This is a genomic window from Duganella rhizosphaerae (assembly GCF_040364205.1).
Taxonomy (GTDB): Bacteria; Pseudomonadota; Gammaproteobacteria; order Burkholderiales; family Burkholderiaceae_D; genus Rugamonas; species Rugamonas rhizosphaerae.
Map to the genome: position 1 here is coordinate 323441 of NZ_BPWK01000008.1, position 13487 is coordinate 336927.

Annotated in this window: 12 protein-coding genes; 9 read left to right on the top strand and 3 right to left on the bottom strand. The window is 58.8% G+C overall.

All coding sequences use genetic code 11. The features are described from left to right. Window positions 1-33 precede the first annotated feature (33 nt). Both RUGAMON1_RS19260 and RUGAMON1_RS19265 read right to left on the bottom strand, forming a co-directional pair. Window positions 34-1206, bottom strand: a complete 1173-nt coding sequence (locus RUGAMON1_RS19260) for a glycoside hydrolase family 62 protein (RefSeq protein WP_445232031.1) — start codon at window positions 1204-1206, stop codon at window positions 34-36. 59 nt (window positions 1207-1265) lie between these two features. After that, window positions 1266-2495 carry a glycoside hydrolase family 27 protein gene (locus RUGAMON1_RS19265; protein WP_445232032.1) on the bottom strand — a complete coding sequence of 410 codons (1230 nt, stop codon included), beginning with the start codon at window positions 2493-2495 and terminating at the stop codon, window positions 1266-1268. A 567-nt stretch (window positions 2496-3062) separates the two neighbouring features. On the opposite strand from RUGAMON1_RS19265, the gene RUGAMON1_RS19270 reads away from it, so the two are divergent. The 6 genes from RUGAMON1_RS19270 to RUGAMON1_RS19295 all read left to right on the top strand — a co-directional run bounded on the left by RUGAMON1_RS19270 (window position 3063) and on the right by RUGAMON1_RS19295 (window position 8065). Next, on the top strand, window positions 3063-4295 hold the full coding sequence (locus RUGAMON1_RS19270) for a glycoside hydrolase family 5 protein (protein ID WP_445232033.1): 1233 nt from the start codon (window positions 3063-3065) through the stop codon (window positions 4293-4295). Between the two features lie 64 nt (window positions 4296-4359). Further along, window positions 4360-5805, top strand: a complete 1446-nt coding sequence (locus RUGAMON1_RS19275) for a nucleoside hydrolase-like domain-containing protein (RefSeq protein ID WP_445232034.1) — start codon at window positions 4360-4362, stop codon at window positions 5803-5805. Between the two features lie 86 nt (window positions 5806-5891). Next, window positions 5892-6137 (top strand): hypothetical protein, encoded by a 246-nt coding sequence (locus RUGAMON1_RS19280; protein WP_445232035.1) that lies wholly within the window; start codon window positions 5892-5894, stop codon window positions 6135-6137. A 376-nt stretch (window positions 6138-6513) separates the two neighbouring features. Beyond that, window positions 6514-6960 (top strand): IS66-like element accessory protein TnpA, encoded by a 447-nt coding sequence (gene tnpA / locus RUGAMON1_RS19285; RefSeq protein ID WP_445232036.1) that lies wholly within the window; start codon window positions 6514-6516, stop codon window positions 6958-6960. Continuing rightward, window positions 6957-7304 (top strand): IS66 family insertion sequence element accessory protein TnpB, encoded by a 348-nt coding sequence (gene tnpB, locus RUGAMON1_RS19290; protein ID WP_445232037.1) that lies wholly within the window; start codon window positions 6957-6959, stop codon window positions 7302-7304. Before tnpA ends, tnpB (RUGAMON1_RS19290) begins: the two co-directional genes overlap by 4 nt. Before the next feature lie 314 nt (window positions 7305-7618). Continuing rightward, complete coding sequence (locus RUGAMON1_RS19295) at window positions 7619-8065, top strand: carboxypeptidase-like regulatory domain-containing protein (protein ID WP_413420061.1); 447 nt, start codon at window positions 7619-7621, stop codon at window positions 8063-8065. Window positions 8066-8302: 237 nt separating this feature from the next. Here RUGAMON1_RS19295 and RUGAMON1_RS19300 read toward each other — a convergent pair whose 3' ends face one another. Next, entirely contained in the window at window positions 8303-9334 is a 1032-nt protein-coding gene (locus tag RUGAMON1_RS19300) for a YfdX family protein (RefSeq protein ID WP_182153567.1), read from the bottom strand. A 153-nt stretch (window positions 9335-9487) separates the two neighbouring features. Between RUGAMON1_RS19300 and tnpB (RUGAMON1_RS19305) the strand changes: the two genes are divergently transcribed. From tnpB (RUGAMON1_RS19305) to RUGAMON1_RS19315, 3 genes are all read left to right on the top strand, one after another. Next, a complete protein-coding gene (tnpB, locus tag RUGAMON1_RS19305) occupies window positions 9488-9835 on the top strand; it encodes an IS66 family insertion sequence element accessory protein TnpB (protein WP_445232038.1) in 348 nt (115 codons plus the stop codon). A gap of 29 nt (window positions 9836-9864) precedes the next feature. Beyond that, on the top strand, window positions 9865-11427 hold the full coding sequence (tnpC, locus tag RUGAMON1_RS19310; protein WP_445232039.1) for an IS66 family transposase: 1563 nt from the start codon (window positions 9865-9867) through the stop codon (window positions 11425-11427). 591 nt (window positions 11428-12018) lie between these two features. Beyond that, a complete protein-coding gene (locus RUGAMON1_RS19315) occupies window positions 12019-13416 on the top strand; it encodes a hypothetical protein (protein ID WP_445232040.1) in 1398 nt (465 codons plus the stop codon). Window positions 13417-13487: the final 71 nt, after the last annotated feature.

A 13487-nucleotide genomic window follows, 5' to 3' on the forward strand; every position in this document is an offset into this window, starting at 1 on the left:
GTTGTTATTAAAGTGGCGGCACCGTGGGCTCGATCAGCGGCAGAGTGCGCTTATCGGATTTTTTCCCTTCGCCGTGATAACACCCAGGCGGTACGGAATCTTGATGTAATCGTCCACGCGCACTGCAGGGTCATTCCCCTGGAAGAGGTATTCGAGCGGCCGGCAAGGATCGATGGTCATCGTTTGATCGGCATTCGTCCGCACCAATTCACCGTGGGAAATCCCTTCCGACCAGATCTGTTCAACATTATCGCGAGCCGCGAATGCGTTCATTGGCGCGGAGGAGAATGGCTCCCATTTTCCGTCGAGGCCATCGCTCTTCCAAATCCGGAAGTAGCGTCCTTGCGGCGAAATTGCCTCCACCAGCGTAATGTAGGTATTCGTGTTCGCAATCTTGTAGGTATTGCTCGCCTCGAACAGGTCCTCCTTTTTTTCGGTCATGACAGCGACAGTGTTATGGAAGCCATTCGGGAACTGGGCTAATTCGGTTTCGGACCGAAGCAGACGTCCATTGTCGTCAGTATTGAACAGATAGCATTTTTTATCATCGCAGATCACCCAAAAATCCAACCAGCCCACTCCTGGCGGAGTCTTGACGATGTCGGGTACGATTGGAAAGAACGGCTTCGGCGCGCTCCAGGACATCGGATCGCCAAGATCTTTCGAGGTTGAATACAGCGGGTCGGCGCCTTGATATACGAGATACCATGTTTTCTGCGGAGCGAAATAAAATACTTGCGGCGCCGCGCGATAACCCGGCCCCATAGGGGACTTGTCAAGCGGGACTATTTTCGCGGCCGACGCGTTCGACCATTTGTCAAAGCTCGTGTATCCAAGCCCCCAGCCAGCAGATCCTGCCGTTGTCATAAATACGTGATATTTTCCGTTCACGTAAACAATCGAGGGATCTTTCACGGCGTAAATTGTTTGATTTGGATCCGCTTGCGGCGCAATAAGCGGCGGGCTTGAAGTCCAATTAAACGCCAGCTTATCAAGCGCCGCCGCAGGCTCGGCGGCACATACCGCCAAAACAGCCCACAGGGTCATCCCCATACCGCGATTTTTCAATTTCATTAATATCTTTCTTTTTGGCGCATCCGAAATACCTACATACGGATAAAACAGGCTGCGCTCCACAATTGCCTGGCCATTCAGGCAAGCCGGTTCGACGAAAACGCGGCCGGCAGCCTGCCGCGCGCGGGTCAAACCGGCCTGATGTGGCCTAGATTCTGTGTGATCCCGCGCGCCGCGCCGTCGGGTGCGCCCTATGGTTTCGCAGGGCCGGTCAGGAGCAGCATCAGCACGCTGTGCGGCGCCAGCCGCGCTTCCAGTTTGGCGCTGGTGTCGCCCGTCTTCTTGCTCCACAGGTCGGACCAGCGGTAGACAGTCTGCTTGAAATCGACCGACCGCTTGCTCAGGTCATCGATCAGGACTTGCTTCTTCCAATCATGGCGAACGTCGGCAGCTTGGTTGGAGCGGTTCAGGAACATCAGCGCCCATTGGCCGCCGTCGAGCGGCTTGGCATAGACCTCCAGTGGACCGTCGGCCAAGACGCGCAGCGCCTGCACACCCAGCTTGTCCTGGTTCACCGCGATCACGCCGGGGTTGGTCAGGATGCGGCGGGTCGACTCGGACATGGAACGTAGGTCGTTGCCCAGGATGAGGGGCGAGGCCATCATGGCCCAGATCGACAGATGGGCGCGGTCTTCATCCTCGCTCATGCCGTTACCCACTTCGAGCATGTCCATATCGTTCCAGTGGCCGGGCCCGGCGAACTTGCGCAGGTTTGCCTGCTTGTCGAGGATGCGCAGCACGCCCAGACCAGTCGAGAAACCGGGACTGTATTCGCAGTCGAAGCAATTATAAATATCGGGCGTGGTGCGCCAGGAATGGCCGACCTGGCCGGCCCACTCCCACGGCTTGCTCATGCCCCATTCGCATATGCTGAACACCATCGGACGGCCCGCCTTGGCGATCGCGTCGCGCATCGTGGTGTAGGCCGCTTCGGCGTTCAAGCCCGGGGTGTCGCACCAGTCGTACTTGACGTAATCGATGCCCCAGCGCGCATAGGTCCGCGCATCCTGATACTCGTGGCCGCGGCTGCCGGGACGGCCGCCGCAGGTGGTCGCGCCGGCGTCCGAGTAGATGCCCAGCTTTAGTCCTTTGCCGTGCACATAGTCCGCAAGCGCCTTCATGCCGGATGGGAAGCGCTTGGGGTCGGGCTGGATGTTGCCGTCGGCGTCGCGCAGGCCTTGCCAGCAATCGTCAATGTTCACGTACTGGAAGCCGGCGTCCTTCAAACCCTGCTTGACCATGGCATCGGCGGTCTCGTGGATCAGGCGCTCGTCGATTTCGCAGGCAAATTTGTTCCAGCTGTTCCAGCCCATTTGCGGGGTGCTGGCCAGGCTTTCAGCCTTTTGAGCCCAGCTATTGCCGCAGGCGGCGGCACCCAGCAAGACGCCTAACACGAGCTGCGCCGTGCGTTTGATGTTCATCTCGAATCCTATCATTATGTAGATGCTATAAAGTTTGCGGTCGTGGAGGGAAGGGGGCGGCCAGTCTATCCCAAATATCGCGGCAAAAATACACGCTGAAATGCGCCGCCGCGTGCCATGACGGCCTCAGGTGAAGATTCTGCACAGCCGTAACGGGTACTCGTGCAGATTCTGCTATTACTGGCTTTAAAAGGGCGCTGTTCGAGCCGAGCCTTCGCCTGTGCGCCACCGGCCACGCCGCCGTCGCCGCCGGTCGAACGCAAGGAAGTGCAGTATCAATGCGATTATCTGCACCCTTGTAATATCTTCACGATTAGCGCTATTTCGGTGCTTACCCTTCCGTGTCCTTTTGCCGCTCGCCTGGCCCGTATCGGCGATGTGCGATGACGCACACCATCGCTTTGCGAACAGACGTAAATGCCCAAGTCTTGCAACTATCTGCACACTGCTAGCAGTTTCACAAAATTCGCTACCGACGACTACGCCGTCCTCTCTATGCTGACATCTGGCCTAAAAAACCTTCTACGCCGCATGACAATTTGTCAGCATGAATATTTCGAGGTTACGATGAAACTAAGCCGTGCATTGTTATTAATTCCAATGCTGTCATTGAGCGTCGGCTGTGGCGGTAGCGCGCCGGCCAACACGATGCCAGCCGCCAGCACGCTAGCTCAGACGACGCCGGTTCCAACGACTCCGACTGCCGGTCTCTACCCCGACTACAATCAGAATCCGATCGCGCCCGATGCGACCGGCATGGGCAGCACCGCTGTTCAGCTAGCCAGCCGGATTCGTCTGGGTTTAAATATTGGGAACACGATGGAGGCGACCGGCGGAGAAACCGCCTGGGGCAATCCCCTGATCACCCAGGAGCTGATCAAGGCGGCCAAGGCGGACGGATTCAACGCCATCCGACTGCCGGTTTCCTGGGACCAGTACGCCAACCAGCAAACCGCCAAGATCGACCAGGCTTGGCTGGACCGCGTCAAACTCGTTGTCAAATACTGCGTCGACAACCAGATGTATGTGCTTGTGAACATACATTGGGACGGCGGCTGGCTCGAAAGAAACGTCGTGCCGGACAAGCAAGTGGCAGTCAACGCAAAGCAAAAGGCGCTGTGGACCCAGATCGCCACGCAATTGCGCGACTTCGACGAGCATTTGATGTTTGCCAGCGCCAACGAACCGAGTGTCGACACGGCCACCCAAATGCCGGTGCTCAATTCCTACCACCAGACCTTCGTCAACGCGGTGCGTGCCACCGGCGGCAAGAATGCCTACCGCATCTTGGTGATACAAGGACCGCAAACGGACATCGATAAAACCATGCAGATGTGGACGGGCATGCCGACCGACACCGTCAGCAATAAGCTGATGGCGGAGGTGCACTTTTATCCCTGGAACTTTACCTTGATGGATAAGGATGAAGTGTGGGGCAATCAATTCTATTACTGGGGCAAGGATAATCATTCGACCACGGACACCGTCCATAACCCCACTTGGGGCGAGGAGGCCTATGTTGATCAGCAGTTTTCGCTGATGAGGCAGAAGTTTGTCGACAAGGGCATTCCGGTCGTGCTTGGCGAGTACGCCGCGATGCTGCGTACCAATCCGACGGGGGATGCACTGGCCCTGCATAAGAAGTCGCGGATCTACTATATTCAATACACAACCCATGCGGCCGTGGCCAACGGTGTGATGCCGTTTTATTGGGACGTGGGCGGCCTGATCGACCGGCGCGATAATACAGTCCTCGACCCGAACCTCCTCGATGCGCTGGTGAAGGGCGCGGCCCCGTAAACTGCCGCCCCCACAATCGTATAACAAGCAGACAGTAACGAGACAACCCCTATTCAATACAGAGATGATGCGACTACTTCCAATCACGGTGATGCTGGCGGCGGTACTGGCTTGCGTGCCGGCCCTCGGCTTCGCCGAACCCAAACAACGCCTGATTGTCCTCACCGATATCGAGGCCGATCCCGATGACAGCCAGTCGCTGGTGCGTTTGCTTCTGTACGCGAACCAGATCGATATCGAAGGCCTCGTCGCCACGACCTCTACGCATCAGAAGTCGCGTATCGCACCGGCATCCATCCATGCGATCATCGACGCCTACGGCCAAGTGCAACCCCATCTGTTGAAGCACGAACCGGGGTTTCCGAAAGCGGGGGCGCTGAAAGCGGTGGTGCGCTCCGGTTCGCAACTCTACGGCATGCAAGGCGTCGGCGACGGCAAGGACTCGCCTGGATCGGACGCCATCATCAAGGCCCTGGAGAAAAATGATACGCGGCCACTATGGGTTTCGGTCTGGGGCGGCGCCAATACGCTTGCTCAAGCGCTGTATCGGATCGGCCACGACAGGACGCCAGAGCAGGTCGCTCGCCTGGTCAGCAAGTTGCGCGTCTACACGATCTCCGATCAGGACGATACCGGCATCTGGATACGCACCCAGTTTCCCCACCTGTTTTACGTCGTCAGCCCCGGCGGGTATGGCAACGGCACGTGGACTGGCATGCATTCGACCGAGCCCGGCTTCGACAGCACGGAAGTGAGCAACAGCTGGATCGCCACGCATATTCAACAAGGGCATGGACCGCTGGGCGCGATCTATCCGGATGTTTCTTTTGGCGTGGAAGGTGATACGCCATCGTTTCTGTCCTTGATACCCAACGGCCTGAACGCGCCGGAGCATCCGGACTGGGGCGGCTGGGGCGGGCGCTACGAGTTCTACACGCCAGCGTTGGAGACGACCAATCCGGAAGGCTTCACCGGCAACGTACCCGTGTCGCAGGAACCGCATGCCATCTGGACCAACGCCGTGGATAGTTACAGACCGATGGTCTACAACGACTATGGCCGCACCGTGCGCACCCACGACCAGGTCTCCACTGGGTACAGGACCACCATCTGGCGCTGGCGCAAAGACTTCCAGAACGATTTCGCTGCTCGAATGGAGTGGACCACCAAGCCATACAAGGGAGCTAATCATCCACCAATAGTAAAGCTCACCCCTGGCGAACGGCTGACCGTCAAATCCGGCGAGGGCTTCATGCTGAGCGCGGCCGGCAGTTCCGACCCTGACGGAGATAGCTTGAGCTACCTGTGGTTTCAGTATCCCGAAGCTGGCAGCTACAAGGAGGAGATCAAGCTGGGGTACGCGGAAAATCATCATACCGTTTGGGGGCAGGCGCCAATGGTAACCAAGACGCAGACCGCCCACTTCATCGTAAAGGTTATCGATAAGGGCAGTCCGGCGCTGACGCGTTACCGACGCGTCATCGTCACTATCACGCCGTCTGCGCCCTGAGCCAGCAAATAATTTCACCGCGCAGGAAGATATGGCCAAGGGGGACTTTATAAGTCGGACGTAAAAGAAAGCACAAGTATCTGAAAGTGCTCGAAGAGGAAGAAGGCGTCGGTCCTCGCAAGGCGAACTTCAGCGAAGTGAAGGTGAGAAGGGCGCTTGCGTACTGCGATGATTATCAGTCGCGCGATCAGTGCGGTGTTCACCGGCACAAGATCGACAAGTTAATTCATCAATTAATCTTGTCCACCCCGCAGACTGCGAAGCTCGGCGATGACCGCATCTGCAAGGGCCTCTGGCACTCCCCAATAGTCAAAGATGTTGAGTTGCACTGAAAATTGACCCATCTTCCCCACGAATTTGCAACGGAATCTGACCCACGTTAGTAGCACAATTCCACCTGTCTCATCGGCAGGAGTTCGGAGTGATCAACGTGGCTTTACTCGGCATCATTCGACGCTGGCACCTTCGTGACCAGATCCCAATTCGAGAAATCGCCAGGTGACTGGATATCTCTCGCAATACCGTCCGACGCTATCTGCGATCGGAGACCACTGAGCCCTCCTATGCGGAGCGGCGATCGATGAGCGGATTAGACAAATACTCGGTGCAGTTATCAGGGTGGCTCAAGGCCGAGACGACGAAGCCGCGTAAGCAGCGACGCAATTTGAAGCAGATCCGTAAGCGTCTTTCCAGCGCCGTCTGGACTGCGTGACCAGCGTCATCCATGATCAAATTTTGGCACAGCATTGGTGCCCACAATTTTCGAATATGGACACAAATTTTCAACCGGTCATTTCCACGAATGAACGTGGCCACTATCGCCAGCATTCGTTGGAGTTCAAGCGCGCCCTGGTGGCGTTGTCTCTGGAGCCTGGCGCCTCGGTCGCGCGCATAGCGCGTGAGCACGGCGTCAATGCCAACCAGGTCTTCAGCTGGCGCCGGCTGTATCGACAAGGACGCCTTGGCGTACCTGCACTGATGCGAGACGATGGCCTGTTGCCGGTGATGCTGGCGCCAACTGCGCCTGCACCGAGTAATTCCAACTCCGATGCCAGCGGCATTATCGTGCTTGAGTTGGGCGAGGTTCGCGTTCGGATCGACGGGCAGCCCAATGTGGCCATATTGGCGCAGGTGTTGGACCGGGTGCTGCGATGATCGGCCTGCCCACCGGTACCCGTGTCTGGCTCGCCGCTGGCATCACCGACATGCGCTCCGGCTTCAATGGCCTGGCTGCAAAAGTGCAGACGGCGTTGGAGGAAGATCCGTTCAGCGGCCACGTGTTTGTGTTCCGAGGGCGACGCGGCGACCTCATCAAGTTACTGTGGTGGACCGGCGATGGCCTGTGTCTGTTGGCCAAGCGGCTTGAGCGCGGGCGCTTCATCTGGCCGCAAGCGACCAACGGCTCGGTGGCGCTGACGCAGGCGCAGCTGTCAATGCTGCTCGAAGGCATAGACTGGCGACGGCCAGAACGCACCTGGAAGCCGACGTCGGCCTTGTAAACGTTACAAGGCTCCTTGTGATTGCCCACTATTTTCACATTCCAGGCACTATCCGATTTGGATGTCGACACGCCGTCGCATGCCGCGCCAGATGACCTTGTTGCCGGGCGGAGGATCGCTGGCACGTGCGAGATAGCCGCCCAGTTCAAGGCGCTCGACGAAGTGAGCCTGCCGGTCCAAGGTCGCTTGCCCGAAGCCGGAACCGAGTGCCCTACCGACTTGTCTAAATCAGGCGTGAAGGGAGACGTCAACACAGCATTGCCTGTAGCAATTGTCGGGTGCTCCCTTCACTTTCTCAATGAAAGGAGTTTGCCATGAAGTCAGTCATGCATCGCGCCGCCATCGCAGGCGCGCTCGGCTTGGCCGCGGCCGGCAGCGTCTCCGCCAGCGTGAGCTTGCCGCCGGTTCAAAACACGGGTCAGGTCGCCTACCTGAGCGGGGGCATAGGCCAGGACGAGGCTGCGGCGCTACAGGCCGAAAGCCGGCGCTGGCCGTTGACGCTCGAGTTTGCAGTTGCGAACAAACACCGTTCGGAATTTGCCGCCGATGTCGCTGTTAGCGTACGCGACGCCAAAGGGCGTGAAGTGCTCAACACGACCTCCGACGGTCCCTTCCTGCTGGCCAAGCTGAAGCCAGGCAGCTACACGGTCGAGGCCAGCCTGGCCGGCAAGACTATGCAAAGGCGTATCGTCGTCAGTGCACAACACCCGAACCGGGTATTGCTGCTGTGGCCGTCGAACGTCGATCGAGGCATTTCGTGATGGTCCCACTTTCCATCGACGCTTAAGGTTGTGTAGCGATAGCGAACGGAAGGATGAAGTAGATCTGGCTGTAGGGGCACATGCAGGCAACTTCGTTCCCTGCGCAGTTCGGCCAAGCGGTCGATCAGCGGACGCAAGCCGCGCCGATGCACCCGATCCACTAGGATAGCGTGAAGCGCGCCAACGACAAGCCTTGGCGCGCCGCGATCTGCTCGATCCGATACAGCGGCAAAATCGTCACCTGCCAGTCCATTGAGCGAGCTGTCGTTTGATCTTGTCGACCCAGCCAAGCCTGGATTTGCCCCCCGCCGATCTCTTCTCGATCTCGTCAATCTGTTGATGCATCGGTTTGTAATCCTGCTTTGAACCATAGCCGAGCGTCTCCCCCATGCGTATCTGCTCGCGGGCCCCTTGGATGCTCTGTGCAAGTTTATCGTCCTCTTCCTTGGTGCGCCCTTTTTTGTCGGCGAGTGCCTGGGCTGCCTTGATCTGCTCCTCCGCGCGGAGTTTGGGAAGCGGAACCACTTCGGTCGTAATGACTAAAGTGTTGAGCATGGTTTGCAGTGCCGCTTTCGCCTCGTCGACTTTCCCCGCATCAATCAACGGCGTAATGCTCTTGATTGCGGCAGGATAGGTCGCGAGCGGAATGTTCAGCGTCCGATATTCAATTTCGCTACCGAGGCCCTCGATCAATTGGCGCGCCTTTTGAATTTCACCGTCGGCGAGCAAATCGCGTGCTTCGTTCACGGCGGCCTTTACCGTGTCAATCTTGGCAAACAAATCATGGGTGATCACATCTGTGCGCACGGGCGCCAGGGCGAGCTTCGGATTTCTTGCCAAGATCAACTCTAGCTTACCGGTCGCAACCGCGAGCGCATCGAGCGCTTCGCTGTTTTTCTTTTCATTCAATGCCCTCAAGGCCCGCTCCGTTTCCGCCACAGCCGATTGAGCCTCGGCGATCAGTTGTCCCTGTTTCTCCAACGACATTTCGGCTGTACGTTTGTCGATTTCCGGTTGGACTGACCGGTTCGCTTGACCTTGCGGCTCAGCCCTTGGTTGCACTGAGCCAATCGCGCCACCGGAAGGTGAAAGCATGAGCCCGATCGAAAACAAAACAGCACACGAAATATTGCGGTTTAATGATTGTTGCATAGTGCCTCCATTTGCTTGGTTTTCCCTGCCGCATTCCGTACACAACGCCGCGCCTTCCATTGATGGTTTGTCAGCATGCGCCAGTGCAGCCAACACGGTAAGACAGCGGTTCTGCATTACCGTTCCGCGTTCTTGCCTACATGACCATCTTTACGAACGGCGCGCCGAGCTCCGAACCAAGGTGCGGCAGTTCTTAGCAACGGTTCGCATTCGGATCGACGGGCAGCCCAATGCGGCCATATTGGCGCAGGTGTTGGACCGGGTGCTGCGATGATCGGCCTGCCCACCGGTACGCGTGTCTGGCTCGCCGCTGGCATCACCGACATGCGCTCCGGCTTCAATGGCCTGGCTGCAAAAGTGCAAACGGCGTTGGAGGAAGATCCGTTCAGCGGCCACGTGTTTGTGTTCCGAGGGCGACGCGGCGACCTCATCAAGTTACAGTGGTGGACCGGCGATGGCCTGTGTCTGTTGGCCAAGCGGCTTGAGCGCGGGCGCTTCATCTGGCCGCAAGCGACCAACGGCTCGGTGGCGTTGACGCAGGCGCAGCTGTCAATGCTGCTCGAAGGCATAGACTGGCGACGGCCAGAACGCACCTGGAAGCCGACGTCGGCCTTGTGAACGTCACAAGGCTCGCGTAAACTTGACGCATGCTCAGCCCAGCCGACCTGCCCAACGATATCGACGCCTTGAAGGCATTGCTGTTAGCCAGCGAGCGCCTGCTGCAAGAGCGTGACGAGCAATTGGCCGGCATGGCCGAACAACTGAACACGCGCGCCGTCGAGATCGAGCACCTCAAGCTGCAGATCGCCAAATTGCGGCGCATGCAGTTCGGCCGCAAGTCGGAAAAGCTGGACCATCAAATCGAGCAGCTCGAGCTGCAACTGGAAGACCTGCAGGCCGACGAGGCCGAGGCGGCGCGCGAGATGCCGGCCGCTGACCAAGCGCCACGTAAGAAATCGGTGCGCAGGCCATTGCCCGAGCATCTGCCGCGTGACGAGAAGGTGTATGCGCCGACCGCCGATACTTGTCCGGCCTGTGGTGGCGGCCTGCGGCCGCTGGGCGAGGACGTGGCGGAGCAACTGGAGTTCGTGCCGGCCAGCTTCCGCGTGATCCGCCATGTCCGCCCCAAGCTGGCGTGCTCTTGTTGCGACGCCATCGTCCAGGCGCCGGCGCCGAGTCGGCCAATCGAGCGCGGTATCGCCGGCCCCGGTCTGCTGGCGCACATCCTGGTGGCCAAGTTCGCCGATCATCTGCCGCTGTACCGCCAGTCCGTCATCTACGCCCGCGAAGGTGTCGACCTCGATCGCGCGCTGCTGGCGAGCTGGGTCGGCGCGGCCAGCGCGTTGTTACGGCCGCTGGTCGATGCCATCCAACGCCATGCGCTGGCGGCGTCGAAGCTGCATGCCGACGACACCCCGATTCCGGTGCTGGCGCCCGGCAACGGCAAAACTAAGACGGCGCGTTTATGGACCTACGTGCGCAATGACCGGCCAGCTGGCGACACCACGCCGCCAGCCGTCTGGTTTGCCTACACACCGGACCGCAAGGGTATCCATCCGCAAACGCACCTGGCCAAGTTCGCGGGCGTGCTGCAAGCCGATGCCTACGCCGGCTTCAACGCCTTGTTCGAAGACGGCACGATCCGCGAAGCGGCCTGCTGGGCACACGCGCGACGCAAATTCCACGACCTGCACGCGGCGCGACCAACCCCGCTGACCACCGAGGCGCTGCGCCGCATCGCCGAACTTTATGTGATTGAGGCCGAGATCCGGGGCAAACCTCCCTACGAACGAAGAGAAGTTCGACGAGCCCGCTCGCGCCCGCTGCTCGATGACCTGGAGCGTTGGTTGCGTAGCGCGCTCGATACGTTGTCCCGCAAGTCCGACACGGCGGCGGCGATCCTGTACGCGCTCAAACTCTGGCCGGCACTGCTGCGCTACTGCGACGACGGCGCCATCGAGATCGATAACTCGGCTGCCGAGCGCGCCTTGCGTGGTGTCGCCATCGGCCGCCGCAACTACCTCTTCGCCGGCGCCGACAGTGGTGGCGAACGAGCCGCCGCGATCTATTCGTTGATCGGCACGGCCAAGCTGAACGGTGTCGACCCCGAAGCCTGGTTGCGGCACGTGCTGACGCATATCGCCGATCATCCCGTGAACCGGGTTGATGATTTCTTGCCTTGGAACTGCAACCTGCCAGCAGCCCTTTGAGATGACGCCGCTTCCCAGCGGGGTGATGCCATCATCGATTAATTTTCTACAGCACTCAAGACGGCGCTCAGCGGACGCTTACGCAGATCCATGAGGACCTGAAGGAACTGGGCTATGAAGGGTCATACGACCGCGTGGCAGCGTTTGCCAGGCAGTGGAAGGCGGGTCAAACGGACTGGGTCAATTCTGCGAGCAAACGAACAAAATCGGCGAACACTTTTCTGAAAACGAACGTCACTGCCTGAGGAGAGGTAGTAGGCCGAACAGTCATTTTACATAATATAAATTATGCGAAATAATCCACGTTTACAAGTTGAGCGCGCACGGAGCCCAAGCCGAACATTCGACCTCTAAAATGCTAGTCCCACCCCTGTGACAAAGTACGTACATCTGGCATTTTTTGCCGACTATATTGTTCACACCACCACGTCATTTCCGTACTTCAATCGCGCCGTTAGTTTGAAAGCGACCCTTATGGTGACTGGTCTACTTTCAATTTGAATCCAAACAGCGGCCCTCAACACGATCGGCATCGCGCATGCGCGCAACGCGGCAAGTCTTGTTGTTGCATCTTCCAAAAGGAGCGTTAACATGACACAAGCAGAAGTATCAAAACTCATCCAAAATATCTTCGACAACATCTTCAATTCCGTCACGCAAGCCGAGCCCGGCGGCAAGCCGGTGTTGCAAGCGTCGAGCACCGTGCTGTCGATGATGAAGCCTGGCCTGGCGATCAATTCCGCCGATTTCCGCAATCCCTGGACCCCTGGCAACAGCGGCGGCAGCCAGGATGCCGCCATCAACACCAGCGAGCTGGTCGACGTCGCGCCCAAGATGTCGGCGCTCTACACGGATAGCACCCGCAAGATCAGCGGCATGTACAAGCAGATGCTCGACGGCGTCCACATTCCTGCGCAACCGCCTAACCCCGCAGTGGAAAAGCAGCTGAACGACGCCGAAAACTACCTGTTCCGCATGGTCTCCCTGACCGATCCGGATACCGGCGAAGTGACCCAGAAGAAGATCGAATCGCAGGTCTATCGCGACTACCTGGACAACCAGGCCGCCTACAACAACGCCCGCATCGCCTACATCGGCGCGTTCCTGGAAGCGCAGAAAACCGCCACCGGCAAAAACACCTGGCCGATGGTCGCATCCACGCTGCAAATTCCTGTGAAGACCTCGTATGATCGCTGGCGCGCCGAAGACGCCAGCAAGGTCGAGCAGAACCTGGCGATCAAGACCACCTCCGTTCAGAACGCGTTGCAACTGGCATGGAAACATGCGCAGGATCTGTTCGAAGGCTATGGCGTGGTGCTGAACGACACCGGCACCGGCCTGTCGCCCAAGGTCTACCGGGTTTCGCTGCTGCCTTCCGACTGGTACAGCAGTTCCAGCACCACCAGTGGCTGGACCACCTTCGATTCGGCCTCGAGCAGCGTGGCGAACAGTTCCTCGTCCGATTACACGTCCTACGGCGGATCGGCCGGCTTCAGCCTGGGCTTGTTCAGCATAGGCGGCTCGGCCGGGCATGCCGATTCGCATCAGCAAGCCAGTTCCGAAACCAACGGCCTGCGCGTTAGCTTCGAGTACACGCTGGTGACGATCCGGCGCCCTTGGTTCGAAGCGAGCCTGCTGTCCACCAAGGGTTGGGACCTGGGCAATCTGTACAAGAAAGGCGTGCTGTCCAACGGCACCAAGGCGCATCAGGACGGCGAGCTGATGCCGCTGATACCCACGTCCTTTGTGGTCGTGCGCAAGTTGAAAATTTCCGCCAATTGGGCCAAGGCGGATTGGGACTTGATGACGTCCAAGACCAGTGGTGGCGGCGGCTTCGGTATCGGACCGTTCTCGATCTCCGGCAGCTATGCGCATTCGAGTACCAACCAGAAGTTCACGTCGGCCATGGCGGCCGGAACGATCACGGTGCCGGGCGTGCAGATCATCGGCTTTATCAGTCAAGTGGTCCCCTACTCCCCACCTGCCTGATGGCCTGCGCGGCCTGAAACCACCGAGGGCGGCTCCACTGGGGAGCCGCCCTGTTGACACGATACTTCGAG